The sequence below is a fragment of the Variovorax sp. KBS0712 genome, assembly GCF_006323185.2.
In the GTDB taxonomy this organism is placed as follows: domain Bacteria; phylum Pseudomonadota; class Gammaproteobacteria; order Burkholderiales; family Burkholderiaceae_C; genus Variovorax; species Variovorax boronicumulans.
On record NZ_VCCD02000007.1, the window covers coordinates 1 to 21,040 of the forward strand.

Here is a 21,040-nt window from a genome sequence, read left to right on the forward strand (position 1 = left end):
TCGATCTGGTCGTAAGCCTTGGCTTCGCCGCCGAACTTGGCCGACAGCACGGTGGCGATCGCAGCCGTCAGCGTGGTCTTGCCGTGGTCAACGTGACCGATCGTGCCCACGTTCACGTGCGGCTTGGTGCGGGTGAATTTACCTTTTGCCATTTTTCAATCCTTGAAAGAGCATGTCCCGTGTGTTGGTTTTATGTCTGCATCCGATTGCTGGTTCGCCCCGCACGGGAACAGGGCGGCACCGGATCGCAGACAAGAAGGGCCGCGCACTGCGCGGTCCCACATTCTTGAAACTTACTTCGAGCGAGCGGCCACGATGGCTTCGGCGACGTTACGCGGAGCTTCAGCGTAGTGCTTGAACTCCATCGTGTACGTGGCGCGACCTTGCGTGGCCGAGCGCAGCGTCGTCGAGTAGCCGAACATTTCCGACAGCGGGACTTCAGCCTTGATGAGCTTGCCGCCACCGATCATGTCGTCCATGCCCTGCACCATGCCGCGACGGCTGGACAGGTCGCCCATCACGTTGCCGGCGTAGTCTTCAGGCGTTTCGACTTCCACGGCCATCATCGGCTCGAGGATGACCGGGCTGGCCTTGCGGGCGCCTTCCTTGAAGCCGAAGATCGCGGCCATCTTGAACGCCATTTCGTTCGAGTCCACGTCGTGGTACGAACCGAAGTGCAGCGTGACCTTGACGTCGACGACGGGGTAGCCCGCCAGCACGCCTTGGGTCAGTGCTTCCACAACGCCCTTTTCCACCGCGGGGATGTATTCGCGAGGAACCACACCGCCCTTGATGGCGTCGACGAACTCGAAGCCCTTGCCGGCTTCCTGCGGTTCGATCTTCAGGATGACGTGACCGTACTGGCCCTTACCACCCGACTGGCGAACGAACTTGCCTTCGGCTTCTTCGACGGTCTTGCGGATCGTTTCGCGGTAAGCCACTTGCGGCTTGCCCACGTTGGCTTCCACGCCGAATTCGCGCTTCATGCGGTCCACGATGATTTCGAGGTGCAGTTCGCCCATGCCGGAGATGATGGTCTGGCCGGATTCTTCGTCGGTGCGCACGCGGAACGACGGATCTTCCGAAGCCAGGCGCTGCAGGGCGATGCCCATCTTTTCCTGGTCGGCCTTGGTCTTGGGCTCGACGGCCTGCGAGATCACGGGTTCGGGGAATTCCATGCGCTCCAGCGTGATCATGGCGTTCGGGTCGCACAGGGTTTCGCCCGTGGTGACGTCCTTCAGGCCCACGCAAGCGGCGATGTCGCCGGCACGGATTTCTTCGATTTCGAGACGTTCGTTGGCGTGCATCTGCACGATACGGCCGATACGCTCTTTCTTGCCCTTGACCGGGTTGTAGACGGTGTCGCCCTTGCTCAGAACGCCCGAGTACACGCGCACGAAGGTCAGCTGGCCGACGTAGGGGTCGGTCATGAGCTTGAATGCCAGCGCCGAGAACTTCTCGCCGTCGTCGGCCTTGCGGGTCACGTCCTGTTCGTCGTCGTCCGTGCCGTGCACCGGAGGAATGTCCAGCGGCGAAGGCATCAGTTCGATCACGGCGTCGAGCATGCGCTGCACGCCCTTGTTCTTGAACGCGCTGCCGCACAGCATCGGCTGGATTTCGCCGGCGATCGTGCGCGTGCGCAGACCGTGGGTGATTTCTTCGAGCGTCAGGTCACCTTCTTCAAGGTACTTGTTCATCAGCTCTTCCGAAGCTTCGGCCGCGCTTTCGACCATCTTCTCGCGCCATTCCTTGGCCAGCTCGACCAGCTCGGCGGGGATCTCGCGCGTTTCGAACTTCATGCCTTGCGAGGCTTCGTCCCAGAAGATCGCCTTCATCAGACGCAGGTCGACCACGCCCTGGAACTTGTCTTCGGCACCGATCGGAATCACGATCGGCACGGGGTTGGCCTTCAGGCGGTCGACCATCATCTGGCGAACGCGGAAGAAGTTGGCGCCGATGCGGTCCATCTTGTTGACGAACGCCAGACGCGGCACCTTGTACTTGTTGGCCTGGCGCCAGACGGTTTCCGATTGGGGCTGCACGCCGCCGACCGAGTCGTACACCATGACGGCACCGTCCAGCACGCGCATCGAGCGCTCGACTTCAATGGTGAAGTCCACGTGGCCGGGGGTGTCGATGATGTTGATGCGGTGCTCGGGCAGCGAGTGGTCCATGCCCTTCCAGAAGCAGGTCACGGCAGCCGAGGTGATCGTGATGCCGCGCTCTTGTTCCTGCTCCATCCAGTCGGTCGTTGCCGCGCCATCGTGCACTTCGCCGAGCTTGTGGGTCACGCCCGTGTAGAACAGGATACGTTCGGTGGTGGTGGTCTTGCCGGCGTCGATGTGCGCGGAGATACCGATGTTGCGGTAGCGCTCGATGGGGGTCTTGCGGGACATGATGTACTTTCGGGTTTAAATGCGTTGAGCGCTGGGCGTCGAGCACGGGCGATTTCGCCCGGTACTCAACCCCCAACGCTCAAGAGACGTGTGTTTTTTAGAAGCGGAAGTGGCTGAAGGCGCGGTTGGCTTCTGCCATGCGGTGCACTTCGTCGCGCTTCTTCATGGCACCGCCACGGCCTTCCGTGGCTTCCATCAGTTCGTTGGCCAGACGCAGGGCCATCGACTTCTCACCGCGCTTGCGGGCAGCTTCCTTGATCCAGCGCATCGACAGGGCGAGGCGACGGACAGGGCGGACTTCGACCGGCACCTGGTAGTTCGCACCACCGACGCGGCGCGACTTCACTTCGACCATCGGCTTCACGTTGTTGATGGCAATGGTGAACGCTTCGAGGGGGTCCTTGTCCGGGTTCTTCTTCTCGATGAAGTCGAGGGCACCGTAGATGATGCGCTCGGCAACAGCCTTCTTGCCGCCTTCCATGATCACGTTCATGAATTTGGACAGCTCGACATTGCCGTACTTGGGATCCGGCAGGATTTCACGTTTGGGGACTTCGCGACGACGTGGCATTTTTCTAACCTCTTTGCTTCAGTTGGCATCGTTTCCGATACCGCGAGAGCCAGTCAGGACTCTCACTTACTCGACCCGACATTGGGTCACTTCGTTCGACAAGCCCGCCAAGGCCATCGAACACCGCTTGTTTTCTGACAGGAAGGCTTAAGCCTTCTTGGGACGCTTCGCGCCGTACTTGGAACGCGACTGCTTGCGGTCTTTCACGCCTTGCAGGTCCAGCGAACCGCGCACGATGTGGTAACGCACACCGGGCAAGTCCTTGACACGACCGCCGCGAACCAGCACGACGCTGTGTTCTTGCAGGTTGTGGCCTTCGCCGCCGATGTAGGAGATGACTTCGAAGCCATTGGTCAGACGGACCTTGGCAACTTTACGAAGCGCCGAGTTGGGCTTCTTGGGCGTCGTGGTGTAAACGCGGGTGCAGACACCGCGACGTTGCGGCGAGTTCTGCATGGCAGGGCTCTTCGAATTGATCTTTTCGACCGTTCGACCCTGACGCACCAGTTGATTGATGGTTGGCATGAATGAATTAGTCCCAAAACAACCCGACTTTGGTAGTGAAACCGCCCTTGGTCGTGACTCAAGGAAGCCGGGAATAACGAAAACGTGAAACCCTTCGGAAAATTCCGAAAAGCCCACGAGTATAGCAGGCAGGTCTGAAATGGCAATGTCAGGCGCCTGGACGCCCGCCACCACCCATTTCAAGGCCTTTTTTGCCCGCCTTTTACTTGATCCAGAGACGCACAGCGTCCCAGGCGCGGCCGAAGACGCCGGCCTGCTCGACCGGCTCCAGCGCGACCAGTGGCACGTCCGCCAGGGGCTGGTCGTCCAGCGTGACCTTGAGCGAGCCGACGGCCTGGTACTTGGTGAACGGCGCGACCAGCGGGTCGGGGCGCGACACCTGCGTCTTGATCTTGCTGGCGGAACCGGTCGGCACGGCGACCACGATGGCCTCGGGGCGGCCCAGCTTCAGCACGTTGGCCTTGCCCTTCCAGACGGCAGGCGTGGCGGCGGGCTGACCGGCGTCGAACAGGCGCACGGCGTCGTAGGCCGTGTAACCCCAGTTCAGCAGCTTCTGCGACTCGTTGGCGCGCACGGCTTCGCTGCTGGCCCCCAGCACGATCGACAGCAGGCGGCGGCCGCCGGTCAGGTTCGGGAAGTCGCGCTTGGCGGTGGCGATCATGCAGTAGCCGGCGGCGTCGGTGTGGCCGGTCTTCAGGCCGTCGACGGTCGGGTCGCGGAACAGCAGCAGGTTGCGGTTGGTGTCGTTGGTCGATGGGGTGCCCGGGTAGCGGTACTTCTTGATGGCGTAGTACTTGGCTTCCTCGGGGAAGTCGCGCACCAGGCGCGTGGCCAGGATGCTCAGGTCGCGCGCCGTGGTCGTGTGGCCGGGCGCCGTGAGGCCTTCGGGGTTCTTGTAGGTGGTGTTCTTCATGCCCAGCACCTTGGCCTGGGCGTTCATCATCTCGACGAAGTGCTCCACCGTGCCGCCCACGCCTTCGGCCAACGCGACCGTGGCGTCGTTGCCCGACTGCACGATCACGCCCTTGATCAGGTCTTCCACCGGCACCTGCATCTTGGGGTCGATGAACATGCGCGAACCGGGCATCTTCCAGGCGCGCGGGCTCACCGGCAGGGTCTGGGTCAGCGTGATCTTCTTGGCGCGCAGCGCGTCGAACGCGACGTACGCGGTCATCAGCTTGGTGAGCGAGGCCGGCTCGACGGGGCTGTCGATGTCCTTCTGCGCCAGGATCTGGTTCGCGGTCACGTCCAGCAGCAGGTAGCTGCGCGCGGCGATTTCAGGCGGGGCCGGCATCTGGGCGGCGGCGATCACGCCAACCGAGGCAGCAGCGGTCAGCACCAGTGCGCGAAGCGCAGTGAAAAAACGATTCATGGGGAAGATAAGAAGAGACGAGGACAAGCCTGCAAGGCTTTCATTCGGTGCCCGCGCGCAGATGGCGGGCGACCAGGCTTTTGAGCAGCGGCAATTGTCCGTGAAAGAAATGGCCGCCCCCCGGAATAACCGTGACAGGGAGTGACTGGGGACGCGCCCAGTCCATCACGGCGGCGAGAGGCACGGTGTCGTCGGCTTCGCCATGGACCACCAGCGCGCGCTCGTGCGCTTCGGCCGGCAGCGTGGCCACCGAGAAACGCGAGGCGGCCGTGCCGACCAGCACCAACTGCCGCACGTCGCGTGCGGCCCAGAGCTTCTCGGCCGCGCAGCTGGCCACGAAGGCACCGAAGGAAAAACCGGCGATGGCCAACTGGCCCTCGGGTGCGAGCTGGCCGACGACATGCAGCATGTCCTCGAGCTCGCCGCGCCCTTCGTCGTGGACGCCTTCGCTGCCACCCACGCCGCGGAAGTTGAAGCGCACGGCCGTCCAGCCGCAGGACACGAAGGCGCGGGCCAAGGTCTGTACGACCTTGTTGTCCATCGTGCCGCCGAACAGCGGGTGCGGATGGGCGATCACTGCGATGCCGCGCGCGTCGCCCGCAGGCAAATCGCGCTGCACCTCGATCACGCCCGCGGCGCCCTGGAGGCTGATTTTTTCGGTCTGGGAGTTCATGGCGCTGGGGTTGGCTGGGCCGGCGATGCCGGCAACGTGCACGGTACGAGCACGGGGTCCGCGGGAAAGTTCAGCGGCCGACGTCGGGCGGCAGCAGCAGCCGCTCGACGACCTGGCCGCTCTTCAGGTGCGACTCGACGATCTCGTCGATGTCCTCGGCGTCCACGAAGGTGTACCAGACCGCCTCGGGGTAGACCACCGCGACGGGCCCGCCCGCGCAGCGGTCGAGGCAGCCGGCCTTGTTGACGCGCACCTTGCCGGGCCCGGCGAGCCCCTGCTCCTTCACCTTGGCCTTGCAGCGGTCGAAGCCTTCCTGCGCGTTGTGCAGGGCGCAGGAGTCTTCGCCGTTCTTGCGTTCGTTCAGGCAGAAGAAGATGTGGCGGCCGTAGTAGCCGGACGGCGCGGCGGGAGTGGTGCTGGGCATCGACCGATTTTATGAGCGTGCTCAGGGCAGCGCGGGACGGCGGCGCCGCGACAGCGCAGCCACCACGTAGACCAGCACCGCGAAAGGCCAGCCCCAGCCCAGCCACTGGGCCAGGCCGTGGAAGCGGATGAAGCGGCCCTGCTCCCAGGTGGCCAGGGTCTGTGCAAAGTAAGCGCTCTCGGGCGCCTGGTTCAGCAGGCTCAGCTGCAGCACGAGCCCCATGAGCAGCAGTGCGCCGCACAAGCGGCGCGGCGCGAACAGCAGCAGCACGCCCGCGAACACCGCCGCGGCCAGCCCGACCTGCACCGGCAGATCGAGCCAGGCCCACGCATGCTCGGGGCCGTAGCTCATGGCCGCCGACAGGGCCGAGGCCGCGACGCCCGCGAGCAGGATGAGCGGCAGCAGCACCGCGCGCTGCACCACGTTGCGCGCCACCAAGTAGCCCAGCAGGCACGGCACCAGCGCGCCGAGCATCACACACAGCAGCTCCACGGCCGGCACCAACGGTTCCAGCTCGAACTGGCGCACCGGCAGCCAGTCGATGAAGGGCGTGTCGAGCAGCCACTCGGAAATCGTCGTCTCCAGCCGCTCGAACACCTGGCCGAGGCCGAAGGTGACCGCCGCGGGAAACAGCAAGGCAAAGGGCCAGAGCGCGAGCAGCACGAGCCCGCCGCGCGCGTCCTCGACGAACCATTGCGAACGCACGCGGCTCCAGTGCGCGATCGCACCCAGCCGCTCCAGCGCCGCGGCCAGCACCGCGCCGAGCACCGTGCCGGCGGTGTTCAACCCCAGGTCGACGTTGGAAGGAATGCGCGCCGGCAGATAACTTTGCAGCGTCTCCATGGCAAACGCGATCGCCGCGCCCGCCGCCGTGGCACGCAACAGCGCACGCCACACACTGTGACTGCTGCCCGTGCGCAGCACGCTCAGCGCACACAGAAAACCGAAGGGCACGTAGCCCGCCACATTCACCCCGAAGTCGAAACCCGTCCAGTACTTGGGCCAGGGCGCCGACAGGTAGGCCCAGGGCGCGATCCCTTGGTCACGCCAGTCAGCGAAGGGGTACAGGCTGGCATAGACGATCAGCGCCGCATAGGCCAGCGCCAGGGGGAGCGCGGCAGACTTGTGCGGCATGTCCACCGTCGACACGGGCTCAGAAGGGCTTCACCACCACCAGGATCACGATGCCCAGCAGCAGCAGCACGGGCAGCTCGTTGAACCAGCGGTACCAGCGGTCGCTGCGACGGTTGCCGCCCGCCGCGAAACGGCGCAGCAGCACGCCGCAGCCATGGTGGTAGCCGATGGCCACCAGCACCAGGGCGAGCTTGGCGTGCATCCAGCCGTTGCCGGGGCCGCGCCCGATGCCGTAGCCCAGCCAGAGCCAGGCGCCGAACACCAGCGCCGGCACGGCCAGAAAGGTGGTGAAGCGCAGCAGCTTGCGCGCCATCAGCAGCAGGCGCTCACGCTCCGCGACCGACTCGGGGGGCACCATCGCCAGGTTGACGAAGATGCGCGGCAGATAGAACAGCCCGGCAAACCAGCTGGCAATGAAAACAATGTGAAGAGATTTGACCCAGAGCATGGCGGCAGTTTAGTGGTGGCTGCACACTGACCCCTCTTCGGGGCCCTTTGCCAAGGTTTCGGGCAAAAAAAAGCCCGACGTCTTCACGTCGGGCTGGGAAGCCCTTTTGCTGTCACACATCAAGGCACCCGCTCAGGGAGGAAAAGCGGGGAGCGGCAAGCCGCCCGCTTCAGAATTTAACAAAGACGAAACAAGGTTTCAAGCGATTGAGGCAGTTTCTTTGACTTTTACAACAAAAATCTAGAACTTAAGTTCTATTAATTTCCGTAGTTGTCAGACAACTTGCCTCCAGCAGCGCTGGGCTGCGATTTCGCGCTTCAGGCACAATTTTAGATATATGACGTCACCATTTTCCCCGCTCGCGATGTTCCCCGCCGGCCGCCCGCGACGGCTGCGCCGCGATGCCTTCACCCGCAACCTGGTGCGCGAGCATGCGCTGACGACGAACGACCTGATTTACCCGGTGTTCGTGCAGGAAGGCGAGAAGCGCCGCGACGCCGTGCCTTCGATGCCCGGCGTGGACCGCCTGAGCCTGGACCTGCTGCTGCCCGTGGCCGAGCAGTGCGTGCAGGCCGGCATCCCGGTGATGGCGCTGTTCCCGGTGATCGACGCCAGCCTCAAGACGCCCGCGGGCGACGAGGCCTTCAACCCCGACGGCCTGATTCCCCGCGTGGTGGCCGCGCTCAAGGCGCGCTTCCCCGAGCTGGGCGTGATGACCGACGTGGCGCTCGACCCCTACACCAGCCACGGCCAGGACGGCCTGTTGGACGAGACGGGCTACATCCTCAACGACGCCACCGTTGAAGTTCTGGTGAAGCAGGCACTCACACAATCGCAAGCTGGCGTCGATATTGTGGCGCCGAGCGACATGATGGACGGCCGCATCGGCGCGATCCGCACCGCGCTCGAAGCCCGAGGCGACATCCACACGCGCATCATGGCCTACAGCGCCAAGTACGCCAGCGCCTTCTACGGCCCCTTCCGTGACGCCGTCGGCTCATCCGCCACGCTCGGCAAGAGCAACAAGAAGGTCTACCAGATGGACCCCGGCAACAGCGACGAGGCCCTGCGCGAGGTCGCCATCGACATCGCCGAAGGCGCCGACATGGTCATGGTGAAGCCCGGTATGCCCTACCTGGACATCGTGCGCCGCGTGAAGGACGAGTTCCGCGTGCCGACCTTCGCCTACCAGGTGAGCGGCGAGTACGCCATGCTGAAGGCCGCCGCCCAGAACGGCTGGCTCGACCACGACGCCGTGGTGCTCGAAAGCCTGCTGGCCTTCAAGCGCGCCGGCGCCGACGGCGTGCTGACCTACTTCGCGCTTGACGCCGCCCGGTTGCTACAAAAATAATAGCTACTGCGGCATGCCTGCCGCACCTCCACGGCACTTCTGGCGTGGAAGCAGAACCACCGGGGGCGAGTGTCCATGCGCATCTTCGAAATCAGCCGCTCGCAGGTCAGCGAGCACGCCTCGCTGGCGCCGCTGGCCGTGCCGGGCGCCTGCGCCGCCGCCAGCTACCTCTGGATTTCGCTGACGCGCGACGAATTCCGCGCCGCCCAGCCCGAGGTGCAGCAGATCCTGCAGACGCTGTGCCAGACCCAGCTGGTCGACCTGCACGTGGCCGACCTGCTCAACGACCAGCTGCCCTCGCACTACGACTACACCTCGCTGTACGACGTGCTGGTGTTCCGCCGCCTGGCCACGGGCAACGGCGCTGAAACCGGCAACACCAGCGAGCCTTCGCTGCCGCAACGCCCGTCGCGCGGCGGCCCGCCGGTGCTGCGCCGCATCGACACCCGCCCCGTCGGCTTCGCGGTGTTCGACCGCGTGCTGCTCTCGGTGCACCCCGAAGACGGCACGGTGCGCGACGCCTTCGCCGCCCGGCTGCTGGCGGCCGCCTCGTCGGACGACCGCGGCACGCCCGCGCTCGACGTGCGCGCCACCTCGGCCCGCCTGCCGGCGAGCCCCGCCGACCTGATGCTGCGCATCGTCAACCTGATCGTCGACGGCTACCTCGACCTGCGGCGCGAGCTCACGAAGCAGCTCGACCACTGGCAGACCGAGCTCATCGACCCGCGCAGCCGCTTCACCAACTGGAGCGCGCTGATGGAGGCGCGCCAGTCGCTGCACCGGCTGGACGAGATCTGCGAAGACCAGCGCGCCGCCATGCAGGACTGGATCGATTCGCTCGAAACCCTGCCCGTGCCGCAGGGCGAGACCGCGCAGCGCGAGCGCGACCTGATCATGGTGCGCAGCCGCGACGTGCTGGAGCACATCCAGCGCGTGGTGCACCACGTGCACCGGCTCGAGCAGAACGCCGAGACGGCCGTGCAGATGCACTTCAGCGTCCAGGGCCACCGGGCCAACGACATCATGCGGGTGCTGACCGTGCTCACCGCCATCTTCCTGCCGCTCAACCTCATCGCGGGCATCTTCGGCATGAACTTCGAGTTCATCCCGCTGGTGCACAAGGCGGACGGCTTCTGGATCGCGATGTCGGCCATGCTGGTCATCGCGGTGCTGCTGGTCCTGATCTTCTGGCGCAAGCGCTACCTGGCCCGCACGCGCTGAACGCCCATGAAAAAAGCCACGCAGATGCGTGGCTTTTTTCTGGTCAGCTCTGACCGCCCCGAAAGGCGGCTGGCTTCGCGGCCAATTACTTGGCGACGGCGCCCGAACCTTGCTGGGCTTGAACGCGTGCGTCCATCGGGTTCACCATGGTCGAGATGACCTTGCTGTTGACGCGCGAACCCGAGGTCACGTTCTGGTCGGGAGCGTAGGCGGTGCGGATGGCTTCGGCTTCGACGATCGAACGGTCCTTCGACACGGCCACGGTTTCCGCGCCGCGCGAACCACGCACGACGTTCTGGTTCGGGGCTGCGGCGGTGCGCTGGGCTTCGGCGTTGACTTCGTCGCGGCTCTTGGACGAGATCACTTGGGTCACGCCTTGGTACGTCTCGGCTTGGGCGCCGGTGGCGGCCAGGAGGGTCAGGGCGGCGGCTGCGAAAATGTGCGAGGTCTTCATGTCTGTTCCTTGTGTTCGGCTAGATGGGATGTCCACCAGGCTTGCACGTTGGCTCGCCTGTGCGGCGAGTGTCAGCCGGAATTCCTTCGGGAAAACACTCGGTTCAGAGACACGGTGTTTCCTGTAGCGAAACAATCAGTCAACAAAGTCGTGCACGCAAAAAACCGGGCGCACACCGCCTGACTGCTTCCGGCTTACACCAGAACCCCGCGCCGGTCCTATCCGGCAAAACCCCCGAGAATCGGCACACCGCGCTCCCTCGCGAAAAACAACGGGTTTCACTGACATGGACAGTCTCGATCTGATCAAAACCTTCCGGGAAGTCGCCTCGCACGGCAGCTTCTCCCAGGCCGCCAAGCGGCTCGACATGTCGAAGGCCACGGTCAGCAAGTACGTCGCCGAACTCGAGACCCGCTTCGGCGTGCGCCTGCTCAACCGCTCCACGCGTTCCGTCAGCCTCACCGACGCCGGCCAGCTGCTGCTGGAGCGCAGCACGCCGATGCTCGAGATGGTCGAGCTCACCCAGGCCGAGCTGCAGGAGCGCGCCAGCCAGCCCGGCGGCCGGCTGCGCATCTCGGCGCCGCACGGCATGGGCAACGGCGAGTTCCCCGACCTGCTGGCCGACTTCATGCGCCACTACCCCGACGTGAGCATCAGCCTGCAGCTGACCAACCGCACCGTCGACCTCGCCGAGGAAGGCATCGACGTCGACATCCGCAGCGGCCCGGTCGAAGACGCCAACCTCATCGTGCGCAAGCTGCGGCTCATCCACATGGTGGTCTGCGCCTCGCCGGTCTACTGGAAGAAGCACGGCAAGCCCGCGCACCCGCAGGAGCTCGCCCACCACGAGGCGCTGACCCATTCGCTGCTGGGCACGCAGCCCGTGTGGCGCTTCGATGACAACGGCCAGCCGCTGGACGTGCAGGTCAAGAGCCGCATGGACTGCACCGAGGGCGCGCCGCTGATCCGCGTCGCGATGCGCGGCTTCGGCGTGATCTACCTGCCCTCGCTGCTCGTGCAGTCGCACATCGACAGCGGCGAGTTGGTGCCGGTGCTCGAAGGCTATGCGCGCAAGGACATGTGGCTGTCGGCCGCCTACCTGCAGCGGCGCCACAACAGCGCGGCGCTGCGCGCGCTGCTCGATTTCCTGCAGACGCGGGTCGGCGCCAAGAAATAGAAATGAAAAAGCCCGGCACTGCCGGGCTTTTTTCTTGGGACGTGCCGGATCAGCCGACGTGCTTGGCAAAGAAGGCCAGCACGCGTTCACGCGCCGGCTTCGCCGCCTCGGCGTTGTACGAGCCGCGCTGGTCGCAGTTGAAGCCGTGGTCGGCTTCGTAGACATGCACTTGCACCTCGGGGTGCGCCTTCTTGAAGGCCTCGATGGTGTCCAGCGGAATCCAGTGGTCGCGGTTGCCGAACTGCGCGAGCACCGGCACCTTCGGCTGGCGTGCGCTTTCTTCCGGCGTCGTCATGCCGCCACCGTAATAAGGTGCGGCAGCGGCCAGGCCCGGCAGCAGGGCTGCGGCGCGCCAGACCAGCAGGCCGCCCCAGCAGTAGCCGACGATGCCGACCTTGCCCGCCTTCGAGGCGTAGGCGATCGCGGCTTCGAGGTCCTGCAGCACGCCGGGCGCGGGCAGCGCCTCGACCGCGGTCTTGTAGCCGAAGCCGGTCTTCATGTCGTCGTCGCTGTAGCCCAGCTCGACGCCGGGCTTGACGCGGTGGAAGGTCGACGGCGCCACGGCCAGGTAGCCGTCGGCCGCGTAGCCGTCGGCCACCGAGCGGATGTGCGAGTTCACGCCGAAGATTTCCGGCACCACCACCACGGCGCCGCGCGGCGTGCCCGCAGGCTCGGCCACGTAGGCGGGAAAGGTGAAGCCATCCTTGGCGGTGAGGTCGATGAATTGGCCCATGGGGTTCTCCTGAAACGATGGAATGAAAAAAGAAAGAGCGGGTCGGCTTGCGCGCCGTCAAGCGCGCAGCGCCCGCTCGACGAAATCGAGCCGGTCCTGGCCCCAGAAGATCTCGCCGTCGATCACGTAGCTCGGCGCGCCGAACACCTGGATGTCGATCGCTTCCTGCGTGTAAGCCTCGTAACGCTCCTGCACCGCCTGGCTCTGCGATTGCTCGGCGCGCTTGGCCGGCAGGCCGCATTCCGCGACCAGGGCTTCGAGCAGGTTCGGGTCGCCGATGTTCCGCTCCTGCACCCACACGGCCGCAAACACCGCCGCACTGATGCGCATCGCGGCCTCGGTGCCGTCGTGCAGGTCGACCGCGATGATCAACCGCGCCGCATCGTCGCCGGCCACCGGAAAGAACTTCGGCTTCGGGTTCAGCGGCAGGCCCAGGTGCTTCGAGAAGCGCGCCAGCTCGAGCAGCCGGTAGGCCTGGCGCTGCGGTGCGCGCTTGCCCAGCGGCAGGCCGCCCGACACGGGGAACACGCTGCCCATGTCGATGGGCCGCACGCGCACGGTGGCGCCGGCGGCCGCGGCGATGGCGGCAAAGCGGGTATGCCCCAGATAGGTCCACGGACTCTGTGGCGCAAAGTAATAGTCGATCGTCTTGTGCATTCAATAACCTTCGTGCTTCGCACTGCGGTGCGAGCTGGCTTGGGGCGGCGCGGCGCTCACGCTGATGCGCGGGCCCTCGATGATGTAATCCAAGCGAACGGTTTTAACTGACACACAGTTTCTCTGCAGGAGGTGGGATTTGGACCAGGTGCTCTTGATCACCGGCGGTGGACGCGGCATTGGTGCCGCCACGGCCTTGCTCGCCGCGAAGCGCGGCTACGCCGTGGCCGTGAACTACGCCAGCAACTCGCTGGCCGCCGACGAGGTGGTGCGCACCATCCGCGCGGGCGGCGGCACCGCCATGGCGGTGCAGGCCGACGTCGGCGACGAGGCCCAGGTGCTCGCGATGTTCGCGAAGGTCGACGCCAAGCTGGGGCGCCTCACCGCGCTCGTGAACAACGCCGGCGTGGTCGACGTGCAGGCGCGCGTCGACGCCATGAGCGTGGCGCGGCTGGAGCGCATGTTCCGCATCAACGTGATCGGCAGCTTCGTCTGCGCGCGCGAGGCCGTGAAACGCATGAGCACGAAGTACGGCGGCGCGGGCGGCGCCATCGTCAACATCTCCAGCGGCGCCGCGCGCCTGGGCTCGCCGGGCCAGTACGTCGACTACGCGGCCAGCAAGGCCGCCATCGACACCCTGACCATCGGCCTGGCCAAGGAAGTGGCCACCGAAGGCATCCGCGTGAACGCGGTGCGCCCCGGCCTCATCGACACCGAGATCCACGCCTCGGGCGGCATGCCCGACCGCGCCGCCGAACTCGCGCCCACCGTGCCGATGCAGCGCACCGGCAGCCCCGAGGAAATCGCGGGCGCCATCCTGTGGCTGCTCTCGCCCGAGGCCAGCTACACCACCATGGCCCTGCTCGACGTGACCGGAGGACGCTGAGCCATGAGCACCTCCATGGACCTCATCAAGCCGCTGGTCACGCTGGTGGCCATCGTCAACCCGCTGGCCATCGTGCCCTTCTTCATCCACTACACGCAGGACTACTCCGACGCCCAGCGCAAGCGCACGGTGCGCATGTCGGCCTTCAGCGCCTTCGTGGTCATTGCCGTGAGCGCGCTCATCGGGCTGCAGCTGCTGTCCTTCTTCGGCATCTCGATCGCGAGCTTCCAGGTCGGCGGCGGGCTGCTGCTGCTCATGAGCTCGATCTCGATGCTCAACGCGCAACCGGCCGAGAGCAAGACCAACGTCGACGAGCTGCGTGCGGTCGAAGTGAAGGCGTCGATGGGCGCCTCCATCGCGGTGGTGCCGCTCACCATCCCGCTGCTCACCGGCCCGGCAGCGATCTCCACCGTGGTGATCTACGCCGACAAGGCGCAGCACCTGTGGGAGCTGGCCGTGCTGGTCGGCTATGGCGTGGTGGTGGCGCTGGCGACCGCGCTGGCCTTTTCGCTCGCGCAGCCGATCGCGCGGGTGCTCGGCAAGACCGGCATCAACATCATGACGCGGCTGATGGGCCTGATCCTGGCGGCGCTCGCGGTCGAAGTGATGGCCGACGGGCTCGGCAAGCTGTTCCCGATCCTGTCGAAAGTCGCCTGAACAGGTTCAGGCCAGCATCTTCTCGATGACCTTCCAGTGCGCCGGCTCCACCGGCGTGATCGACAGCCGGTTGCCCTTGCGCAGGATGACCAGGTCGGCCAGCTCGGGCTTGGCGCGCAACTCGGGCAGCGCCAGCAGCCGGGTCTTGCGCACCGCCTGCACGTCGACCAGCAGCCAGCGCGGGTCTTCCTTCTTCGCGCCGGCGTCGTAGTACGGCGACTTCGGGTCGAACTGCGTCGGATCGGGCTGGATGCCCGAGGCCACGCGCGCGATGCCGGCAATGCCGGGCTCGGGGCAGCTCGAGTGATAGAACAGCACGCCGTCACCGACCTTCATGCCATCGCGCATGAAGTTGCGCGCCTGGTAGTTGCGCACGCCGGTCCACGCCACGGTGGCATCGGGCGCGGCGAGGGCATCGTCGATCGAGACCTCGTCGGGCTCGGATTTCATCAACCAGTACTGGGGCATGGCGGCAGTCTCGCGAAGGGGATTTCGCGGAATATAGCCGCTCGCCCCAGTCCGGGGCGACCTTCGTTTACGGCGTCACGTAGTCGGAGACGACGACCCACTTGCCGTCCTTGATCTGCGACAGCCGCGACTGGTCGTTGCCCAGGCGCTTGGTGGCGGTGTAGGTGCTCTTCGGGCTGCCGAACATGTCGGGCTCGAAGGTGATGCTGTCCATCGCCTTGATGAAACTGTCGGTCGTCAGGTTCGGGCCGGCCTTGGTGGCGGCCTTGATGAACGAGTCGATGATCACGTAGCCGTACACCGAGAACACGGTCGGGTCTTCGTTGAACTTGGTCTTGTACTTGTTGGCCCAGAAGCGCAGCGGCTGCGACTGCTCGTCGGTGTAGGGGTTCTGCACCGTCATGGTGGCGTACACGCCGTCCATGGCCTTGCCGCCCAGCTTGTGGATCAGGTCGGTGTAGGCCGCGCTCGAGCCCAGGAAGGTCGGGTTGAAGCCGGTCTTGCGCGACTCGCCCACCGTGCCGATGGTCTCGCGGATGATGGTGCCGAGCACCACGAGGTCGCAGTTGGCGGCCTTCATCTTGGCGACCTGCGAGCTGAAGTCGGTGGCGCCGCGCTTGAACGAGGTCTTCTCGGCCAGCTCCATGCCCGCGGCCTTCAGGCCGGCCTCGGCGCCACGCTGCACTTCGAGGCCGAACTCGTCGTCCTGGTAGATCGTGCAGACCTTCTTGGCGCCCTTGTCCTTGATCATCTTGGGCAGCGCCAGGCGGATCTGGTCGTAGTAGGTGGCCGCGAACGAATACTTCAACCGGTTCAGCGGCTCGTACATTTCGCGCGCCGCCGTGATCGGCATGTAGTTGACGACGTTCTTGTCGAACTGCACCGGCATCGCCGCCATGTTCTGCGCCGTGCCGATGTGGCCGGCCATGATGAAGATCTTTTCCTGGTTCACCAGCTTCTGCGCCGCCAGCACCGCCTTCTTCGGGTCGTAGCCCGAGTCTTCGACGAAGAGCTTGAGCTTGCGCCCGTTGAGCGTGCCCTGCTCGTTGAGTTCGTCCACGCGCAGCTGCATGCCGTTGCGCGCCTGCTTGCCGAAGCCCGCCAGCGGACCCGACAGGTCCTGAATCGTGCCGATGCGGATCTCGTCCTTGCTCACGCCCTGCTGCTGCGCGGACGCGAGCGTCGCGATCAAGCCCAGCACGGCCAGCGTCGTCAATGTCTTGAGCTTCGTCATAGCGTTGTCTCCTCGGGTTGGCAAAAAAAGAGGTCAGCGGTACATGGCGTCGATGCGCTGCGCGTACTTGGTCTGCACCAGCTTGCGCTTGAGCTTCATCGTGGGCGTGAGCTCCTCGTCCTCGGCGCTGAGCTGCGTCTCGAGCAGGAAGAACTTCTTGATCTGCTCGACGCGCGCGAACTTGGCGTTGACGCGATCGATCTCGCCCTGGATCAGGTCCTGCACTTCCTGCGTGCGTGTCAGGCTCTCGTAGTTGCTGAACGGCACGTCGTGGTCCTGCGCGAATTTCTCGACGTTCTCCTGGTCGATCATGACGATCACCGTGAGGTAGGGCCTCTTGTCGCCGATCACCACGGCATCGGTGATGTAGAGGCTGAACTTGAGCTCGTTCTCCAGCTCGCTCGGGGTCACGTTCTTGCCGCCTGCCGTGATGATGATGTCTTTCATCCGGTCGGTGATGCGGAAATACCCGTCCTCGTCCATCACCCCCACGTCGCCCGTGTGCAGCCACCCGTCGGCGTCGATGGTCTCGGCGGTCTTCTCCGGCAGATTCAAATAGCCCATGAAGACATTGGGGCCGCGCACCAGGATCTCGCTGGTGGCCGGATCGATGCGCACCTCGTTGTAGCCCGTGGCCGGGCCGATGGAGCCGGGCTTGATGCGGGTGACGGGCACGGCCGTGGAAGCACCGCACGACTCCGTCATGCCCCACACCTCGAGCATGGGCACGCCCAGCGCGAGGTACCACTTGACCAGCTCAGGCGAGATGGGCGCCGCGCCGGTCACGAGAAAGCGCGCGCGGTGGATGCCGATGAGCTTGCGCGCGTTGTCCAGCGCCAGCAGCCGCGCGAGCCGGAACTTCAGGCGCAGCCCCGTGCCGATCTCCTGGCCCGCGAGCACCCTGTTGGCGATGGTCTCGCCCACGCCGATGCTCCAGTGGTAGGCGGCCTGCTGCAGCGGGCTGGCCTCCTTCAGCGCGATCATCACGCCCGAATAGAACTTCTCCCACACGCGCGGCACGCCCGTGAACACCGTGGGCGCGATCTCGCGCACGTTCTCGGGCACCGTCTCGGGGTTCTCGACGAAGTTGAGGATGGAGCCGGTGTACATCGCGAAGTACTCGCCGCCCATGCGCTCGGCGATGTGGCACAGCGGCAGGAAGCACATGCGCTCGTCCTTCTCGTCCTGCGCGATGAGCGTGTTGTAGCCGCGCGCGGTGTACACCAGCCCCGCGTGGCTGTGCATGGCGCCCTTGGGCTTGCCGGTGGTGCCCGAGGTGTAGACAAGAATGGCCAGGTCTTCGGGCCGGCACGCGGCCACGCTGCGCTCCACCGCCTGCGGATCGCCCGCCAGGTGCGTGCGGCCGAGGGCGCGCAGCGCATCGAGGCTCATCACGCCCGGGTCATCGAGCTCGCGCAGGCCTTCCATGTCGAACACGACCACGCGGCGCAGGCCGGGCAGACGGGCGCGCACTTCGAGCGCCTTGTCGAGCTGCTCGTCGTCTTCCACGAAGAGCACCGTGGTGCGCGAGTCTTCGCACAGGTACTGCACCTGCGAGGCGGCGTCGGTCGGGTAGATGCCGTTGGAGACGCCGCCGCAGCTGAGCACGGCCAGGTCGGCCAGCACCCACTCGATGACGGTGTTCGAGAGAATGGACGCGCACTCGCCGCGCGTGAAGCCGATGGCCTGCAGCCCGGCCGCGATCTCGCGCACGGCCTCGGCCGTCTGACGCCAACTCCAGCTGCGCCAGATGCCCAGCTCTTTTTGCCGCATCCAGATGTTGTCGCCGCGCTGGCGCACGGCGTTCCAGAACATGGCCGAGAGCGTGTCGCCGGGCACGAGGATGTCGTGGCCGGGTTCGATGGTTCGCAGATCCCAGAGTCCTTGCATGGCGACGGCTACCTCCAGGTCTTCTTCTTTTTCCAGCGCCGCTCGCCGCGCACGCCGTCGTCCTTGACACCCAGGTAGAACTCCTTGATGTCGTCCTTCTCGCGCAGGCGTTCGCACGAGTCTTCCATCACGATGCGCCCGTTCTCCAGCACGTAGCCGTGGTCGGCGGCATTGAGCGCCATGTTCGCGTTCTGCTCCACCAGCAGGATGGTGGTGCCGCGCTCGCGGTTGATGCGCACCACGATCTCGAAGATCTCCTTGGTGAGCTTGGGGCTCAGGCCCAGGCTGGGTTCGTCCAGAAGAATGAGGTGCGGCGCCGCCATGATGGCGCGCGAGATGGCCAGCATCTGCTGCTGCCCGCCCGAGAGCAGCCCGGCGTCCTGCGTGGCGCGCTCGCGCAGGATCGGGAAGTAGGTGAAGACGGTCTCGATGTCCCGCGCCACGCCGTCGCGGTCCTTGCGCGTGTAGGCGCCCATCAGCAGGTTGTCCTTCACCGACAGCAGCGGGAACACCTCGCGCCCTTCGGGCACGTGGCTCAGCCCCTGCTGCACGATGAAGGCCGGGTCTTTCGCCGTGATGTCCTGCCCCTGGAACTCGATGCTGCCTTTGCGCGGATCGATGATGCCGGAGATGGTCTTGAGGATCGTCGTCTTGCCCGCGCCGTTGGAGCCAAGCACCGTCGCGATCTCGCCCTTGCGCACCTTCAGGCTCACGCCGCGGATGGCCTTGATCGGGCCATAGGCGCTCTCGACGTTGAGCAGTTGAAGCACGACGTCGCTCATGCCACTGCTCCCTGATTCAAGGCGGAACATGCAGAGCCATCAAGCCACGACGAAGCCCGGTGTGCGGTGCGGCGTGGGCGGCCCCTCTGTGCCGCCGAGGAGCGCAGCGTTTCGCGGATCAGGGCTCGCAGCTGTTTGAGCGCAGCGAGTTCTGCGAGACCCCGCGAAACGCGAGCACCGCAGGGCAGCCCGAAGGGCCGGCACAGTGGGGCCGACCGCGCCGTGCCGCCCACCGGGTGCCCCCGATAAAGACCAAGGAAGGCGTCCCACCATGCTGACAGTCAAGAACATCCACCAGTACTACGGCGGCTCCCACATCCTCAGAGACGTGAGCTTCCAGGCCACGCTCGGCAAGGTCACGGTATTGCTCGGCCGCAACGGCGTAGGCAAAACCACGCTGCTGAAGTCGCTCATGGGCCTCGTGCCCATCAAGAGCGGCAGCATCGAACTCGAAGGCAAGCCGATCCACAAGGCCACGCCCTACGACAGGGCCAGGGCAGGCATCGGCTTCGTCCCGCAGGGCCGCGAAATCTTCGCGCGGCTCACGGTGGAAGAGAACCTGCGCATGGGCCTGGCCTACAAGAGCGGCGGCACGCCCATTCCTGCGGAGCTGTTCGAGCTGTTCCCCGTGCTCAAGCAGATGATCAACCGAAGAGGCGGCGACCTCTCCGGCGGGCAGCAGCAGCAACTGGCGATCGCCCGCGCCCTCGCGCCCAAGCCCAGGCTGCTGATCCTCGACGAGCCCACCGAGGGCATCCAGCCCAGCATCATCAAGGACATCGGCCGCGTCATCCGCATGCTGGCCGACCGCGGCGACATGGCCATCGTGCTGTGCGAGCAGTACTACGACTTCGCGCAGGAGCTGGCCGACGACTACCTCGTGATGGAGCGCGGCGAAGTCATTGCGCGCGGCCTGGGCAAGGACATGGAAGCGCAGGGCGTGCGGCAGCTCGTCGCGATCTGACGCGCTACCGCGCCCACGTCTTGCGCAGGTCTGCCGCGAGGCGCAGCAGCAGATCAGCGTGCGCCTGTAGCGCGTCCGCCGACACCTCGCCCGTCGTCGGAAAACTCACGTTCATCGCATAGAGGCTGCCTGACGGCGCACGCAGCGGCAGCGCCACCGCCGTCATGCCCGGCGCCCAGTTCGCGTGGCAATAGCCTTGCGCGTCCACCGCACGCAGGGCCGCATCCACCTGCCGCTGCAGCGCGGGCCAGTCGCTGCCATGCGCCTTGCGCAGCTGGCCCAGCAAGGCCTTGCGTTCCGTCGCCTGCATGCCCGCCAGGAAAGCGCAGCCCAGCGACGTGCTCGCGATCGGCAGGCGCGAGCCCGGCAGGATGCGCCGGAAGATGCCCAGCCGGCTGAAGCGCACCGAGTCCAGGTACACCATCTCCAGCTGGTCGGCCACCGCCAGGCCCACGTTCACGCGCCGGCCCTCGGCCAGCGCACGCATCAGCGGCAGGGCCTGCGCCAGCGTCTGCTCCGAGGTGCGAAACGACAGGGCCAGACTCAGGCACGCGGCCGTCAGCCGGTAGCCGCGCTGCTCCAGGTCGTAGGCAAGAAAGCCCGCATCCACCAGCGAGCGCGTCAGCCGGCTCACCGTGGGCCGCGGCAGCTGCGTGCGGTCGGCCAGCTCGGCGTTGGTCAGCACGTCCACCCCATGCCGGAAGGCGCGCAGCAACGCCAGCCCGCGCTCGAGCGAATGGCTGCCCGGCGTGCTGCGCACGAAGGTGCCGGTCGACTGCGTTTCGGCCCGGGTAGAGGTGGAGCGGGGCGTGGCCATGATTTCGGTGAGCGAAATTGCAGCATTGTCACCGCCAGGGCGCGCCGGAATACTGAGCCCATGCCCGACACAGGGCGAGCAACGAACCGGAGACACGCTTGGAATTCACGGAACTCAGGTACGCGGTGACCGACCGCGTCGCCTCGATCACCTTCGACCGCCCCGACCGGCTCAACGCCTGGACGCCCACGCTGGAGGCCGAGCTG

The 21,040-nt window shown here is 65.8% G+C and carries 23 protein-coding genes; 6 read left to right on the forward strand and 17 right to left on the reverse strand.

The genetic code is table 11. The features are described from left to right. The 9 genes from FFI97_RS33330 to FFI97_RS33370 all read right to left on the reverse strand — a co-directional run. Window positions 1-152, reverse strand: a 152-nt coding sequence (locus FFI97_RS33330; RefSeq protein WP_260685270.1) for a GTP-binding protein, incomplete at its 3' end; no start/stop codon positions are given. A gap of 141 nt (window positions 153-293) precedes the next feature. After that, window positions 294-2,396: an elongation factor G gene (fusA, locus tag FFI97_RS33335; RefSeq protein WP_062478855.1), complete on the reverse strand. Its 2,103-nt coding sequence runs from the start codon at window positions 2,394-2,396 to the stop codon at window positions 294-296. Window positions 2,397-2,493: 97 nt separating this feature from the next. Continuing rightward, window positions 2,494-2,967, reverse strand: coding sequence for a 30S ribosomal protein S7 (gene rpsG / locus FFI97_RS33340; RefSeq protein ID WP_019657815.1), 474 nt, complete (start codon window positions 2,965-2,967; stop codon window positions 2,494-2,496). Between the two features lie 147 nt (window positions 2,968-3,114). Beyond that, the gene (rpsL, locus tag FFI97_RS33345; protein WP_013543948.1) at window positions 3,115-3,492 is read right to left on the reverse strand and encodes a 30S ribosomal protein S12; all 378 of its coding nucleotides are present in this window, start codon (window positions 3,490-3,492) and stop codon (window positions 3,115-3,117) included. A gap of 202 nt (window positions 3,493-3,694) precedes the next feature. Further along, window positions 3,695-4,864, reverse strand: coding sequence for a D-alanyl-D-alanine carboxypeptidase family protein (locus tag FFI97_RS33350; protein ID WP_070061890.1), 1,170 nt, complete (start codon window positions 4,862-4,864; stop codon window positions 3,695-3,697). Window positions 4,865-4,904: 40 nt separating this feature from the next. Further along, on the reverse strand, window positions 4,905-5,537 hold the full coding sequence (locus FFI97_RS33355) for an alpha/beta hydrolase (RefSeq protein ID WP_139700424.1): 633 nt from the start codon (window positions 5,535-5,537) through the stop codon (window positions 4,905-4,907). A 70-nt stretch (window positions 5,538-5,607) separates the two neighbouring features. Then, the gene (locus FFI97_RS33360) at window positions 5,608-5,961 is read right to left on the reverse strand and encodes a (2Fe-2S) ferredoxin domain-containing protein (protein WP_139700426.1); all 354 of its coding nucleotides are present in this window, start codon (window positions 5,959-5,961) and stop codon (window positions 5,608-5,610) included. A gap of 21 nt (window positions 5,962-5,982) precedes the next feature. Then, window positions 5,983-7,095: a VanZ family protein gene (locus FFI97_RS33365; protein WP_185993775.1), complete on the reverse strand. Its 1,113-nt coding sequence runs from the start codon at window positions 7,093-7,095 to the stop codon at window positions 5,983-5,985. A 19-nt stretch (window positions 7,096-7,114) separates the two neighbouring features. Beyond that, a complete protein-coding gene (locus FFI97_RS33370; RefSeq protein WP_062478845.1) occupies window positions 7,115-7,543 on the reverse strand; it encodes a CopD family protein in 429 nt (142 codons plus the stop codon). A 337-nt stretch (window positions 7,544-7,880) separates the two neighbouring features. On the opposite strand from FFI97_RS33370, the gene hemB reads away from it, so the two are divergent. Both hemB and FFI97_RS33380 read left to right on the forward strand, forming a co-directional pair. Further along, window positions 7,881-8,894, forward strand: coding sequence for a porphobilinogen synthase (gene hemB / locus FFI97_RS33375; protein ID WP_260685269.1), 1,014 nt, complete (start codon window positions 7,881-7,883; stop codon window positions 8,892-8,894). A gap of 75 nt (window positions 8,895-8,969) precedes the next feature. Continuing rightward, the gene (locus tag FFI97_RS33380; RefSeq protein WP_139700427.1) at window positions 8,970-10,115 is read left to right on the forward strand and encodes a magnesium transporter CorA family protein; all 1,146 of its coding nucleotides are present in this window, start codon (window positions 8,970-8,972) and stop codon (window positions 10,113-10,115) included. Window positions 10,116-10,200: 85 nt separating this feature from the next. Here the strand turns inward: FFI97_RS33380 and FFI97_RS33385 are convergent, their stop codons facing one another. Continuing rightward, entirely contained in the window at window positions 10,201-10,569 is a 369-nt protein-coding gene (locus FFI97_RS33385; RefSeq protein ID WP_062478764.1) for a hypothetical protein, read from the reverse strand. Between the two features lie 286 nt (window positions 10,570-10,855). Between FFI97_RS33385 and FFI97_RS33390 the strand changes: the two genes are divergently transcribed. Then, the gene (locus tag FFI97_RS33390; RefSeq protein ID WP_139700428.1) at window positions 10,856-11,746 is read left to right on the forward strand and encodes a LysR family transcriptional regulator; all 891 of its coding nucleotides are present in this window, start codon (window positions 10,856-10,858) and stop codon (window positions 11,744-11,746) included. A gap of 49 nt (window positions 11,747-11,795) precedes the next feature. Here FFI97_RS33390 and FFI97_RS33395 read toward each other — a convergent pair whose 3' ends face one another. Beyond that, window positions 11,796-12,479 (reverse strand): dienelactone hydrolase family protein, encoded by a 684-nt coding sequence (locus FFI97_RS33395; RefSeq protein WP_139700429.1) that lies wholly within the window; start codon window positions 12,477-12,479, stop codon window positions 11,796-11,798. A 57-nt stretch (window positions 12,480-12,536) separates the two neighbouring features. After that, window positions 12,537-13,136, reverse strand: coding sequence for a 2-hydroxychromene-2-carboxylate isomerase (locus tag FFI97_RS33400; RefSeq protein ID WP_139700430.1), 600 nt, complete (start codon window positions 13,134-13,136; stop codon window positions 12,537-12,539). Between the two features lie 139 nt (window positions 13,137-13,275). Between FFI97_RS33400 and FFI97_RS33405 the strand changes: the two genes are divergently transcribed. Both FFI97_RS33405 and FFI97_RS33410 read left to right on the forward strand, forming a co-directional pair. After that, window positions 13,276-14,022: an SDR family oxidoreductase gene (locus tag FFI97_RS33405; protein WP_139700431.1), complete on the forward strand. Its 747-nt coding sequence runs from the start codon at window positions 13,276-13,278 to the stop codon at window positions 14,020-14,022. Window positions 14,023-14,025: 3 nt separating this feature from the next. Next, window positions 14,026-14,679 carry a MarC family protein gene (locus FFI97_RS33410; RefSeq protein ID WP_139700432.1) on the forward strand — a complete coding sequence of 218 codons (654 nt, stop codon included), beginning with the start codon at window positions 14,026-14,028 and terminating at the stop codon, window positions 14,677-14,679. A 6-nt stretch (window positions 14,680-14,685) separates the two neighbouring features. Here FFI97_RS33410 and FFI97_RS33415 read toward each other — a convergent pair whose 3' ends face one another. The 4 genes from FFI97_RS33415 to FFI97_RS33430 form a co-directional block, all read right to left on the reverse strand. Next, window positions 14,686-15,147, reverse strand: coding sequence for an EVE domain-containing protein (locus tag FFI97_RS33415; protein WP_139700433.1), 462 nt, complete (start codon window positions 15,145-15,147; stop codon window positions 14,686-14,688). A gap of 67 nt (window positions 15,148-15,214) precedes the next feature. Continuing rightward, window positions 15,215-16,381 (reverse strand): ABC transporter substrate-binding protein, encoded by a 1,167-nt coding sequence (locus tag FFI97_RS33420; RefSeq protein WP_062478783.1) that lies wholly within the window; start codon window positions 16,379-16,381, stop codon window positions 15,215-15,217. Between the two features lie 33 nt (window positions 16,382-16,414). After that, window positions 16,415-18,271 (reverse strand): AMP-dependent synthetase/ligase, encoded by a 1,857-nt coding sequence (locus FFI97_RS33425; protein ID WP_095747053.1) that lies wholly within the window; start codon window positions 18,269-18,271, stop codon window positions 16,415-16,417. Between the two features lie 8 nt (window positions 18,272-18,279). Then, entirely contained in the window at window positions 18,280-19,053 is a 774-nt protein-coding gene (locus FFI97_RS33430) for an ABC transporter ATP-binding protein (RefSeq protein WP_056576626.1), read from the reverse strand. A gap of 271 nt (window positions 19,054-19,324) precedes the next feature. Between FFI97_RS33430 and urtE the strand changes: the two genes are divergently transcribed. Beyond that, a complete protein-coding gene (gene urtE, locus FFI97_RS33435; protein WP_139702778.1) occupies window positions 19,325-20,017 on the forward strand; it encodes an urea ABC transporter ATP-binding subunit UrtE in 693 nt (230 codons plus the stop codon). Window positions 20,018-20,021: 4 nt separating this feature from the next. Here urtE and FFI97_RS33440 read toward each other — a convergent pair whose 3' ends face one another. Further along, window positions 20,022-20,834, reverse strand: a complete 813-nt coding sequence (locus FFI97_RS33440) for an IclR family transcriptional regulator (RefSeq protein ID WP_139702777.1) — start codon at window positions 20,832-20,834, stop codon at window positions 20,022-20,024. Between the last annotated feature and the right edge of the window lie 206 nt (window positions 20,835-21,040).

Excerpts from the sequence above, each read along its gene's own strand:
- FFI97_RS33395 (WP_139700429.1), bottom strand. The coding sequence starts at position 12,479 with ATGGGCCAATTCATCGACCTCACCGCCAAGGATGGCTTCACCTTTCCC.
- FFI97_RS33365 (WP_185993775.1), bottom strand. The coding sequence starts at position 7,095 with ATGCCGCACAAGTCTGCCGCGCTCCCCCTGGCGCTGGCCTATGCGGCG.
- hemB (WP_260685269.1), top strand. The coding sequence starts at position 7,881 with ATGACGTCACCATTTTCCCCGCTCGCGATGTTCCCCGCCGGCCGCCCG.
- FFI97_RS33410 (WP_139700432.1), top strand. The coding sequence starts at position 14,026 with ATGAGCACCTCCATGGACCTCATCAAGCCGCTGGTCACGCTGGTGGCC.
- FFI97_RS33440 (WP_139702777.1), bottom strand. The coding sequence starts at position 20,834 with ATGGCCACGCCCCGCTCCACCTCTACCCGGGCCGAAACGCAGTCGACC.
- FFI97_RS33425 (WP_095747053.1), bottom strand. The coding sequence starts at position 18,271 with ATGCAAGGACTCTGGGATCTGCGAACCATCGAACCCGGCCACGACATC.
- rpsL (WP_013543948.1), bottom strand. The coding sequence starts at position 3,492 with ATGCCAACCATCAATCAACTGGTGCGTCAGGGTCGAACGGTCGAAAAG.
- FFI97_RS33430 (WP_056576626.1), bottom strand. The coding sequence starts at position 19,053 with ATGAGCGACGTCGTGCTTCAACTGCTCAACGTCGAGAGCGCCTATGGC.
- rpsG (WP_019657815.1), bottom strand. The coding sequence starts at position 2,967 with ATGCCACGTCGTCGCGAAGTCCCCAAACGTGAAATCCTGCCGGATCCC.
- FFI97_RS33385 (WP_062478764.1), bottom strand. The coding sequence starts at position 10,569 with ATGAAGACCTCGCACATTTTCGCAGCCGCCGCCCTGACCCTCCTGGCC.
- FFI97_RS33355 (WP_139700424.1), bottom strand. The coding sequence starts at position 5,537 with ATGAACTCCCAGACCGAAAAAATCAGCCTCCAGGGCGCCGCGGGCGTG.
- FFI97_RS33350 (WP_070061890.1), bottom strand. The coding sequence starts at position 4,864 with ATGAATCGTTTTTTCACTGCGCTTCGCGCACTGGTGCTGACCGCTGCT.
- FFI97_RS33370 (WP_062478845.1), bottom strand. The coding sequence starts at position 7,543 with ATGCTCTGGGTCAAATCTCTTCACATTGTTTTCATTGCCAGCTGGTTT.
- fusA (WP_062478855.1), bottom strand. The coding sequence starts at position 2,396 with ATGTCCCGCAAGACCCCCATCGAGCGCTACCGCAACATCGGTATCTCC.
- urtE (WP_139702778.1), top strand. The coding sequence starts at position 19,325 with ATGCTGACAGTCAAGAACATCCACCAGTACTACGGCGGCTCCCACATC.
- FFI97_RS33415 (WP_139700433.1), bottom strand. The coding sequence starts at position 15,147 with ATGCCCCAGTACTGGTTGATGAAATCCGAGCCCGACGAGGTCTCGATC.
- FFI97_RS33360 (WP_139700426.1), bottom strand. The coding sequence starts at position 5,961 with ATGCCCAGCACCACTCCCGCCGCGCCGTCCGGCTACTACGGCCGCCAC.
- FFI97_RS33380 (WP_139700427.1), top strand. The coding sequence starts at position 8,970 with ATGCGCATCTTCGAAATCAGCCGCTCGCAGGTCAGCGAGCACGCCTCG.
- FFI97_RS33420 (WP_062478783.1), bottom strand. The coding sequence starts at position 16,381 with ATGACGAAGCTCAAGACATTGACGACGCTGGCCGTGCTGGGCTTGATC.
- FFI97_RS33400 (WP_139700430.1), bottom strand. The coding sequence starts at position 13,136 with ATGCACAAGACGATCGACTATTACTTTGCGCCACAGAGTCCGTGGACC.
- FFI97_RS33390 (WP_139700428.1), top strand. The coding sequence starts at position 10,856 with ATGGACAGTCTCGATCTGATCAAAACCTTCCGGGAAGTCGCCTCGCAC.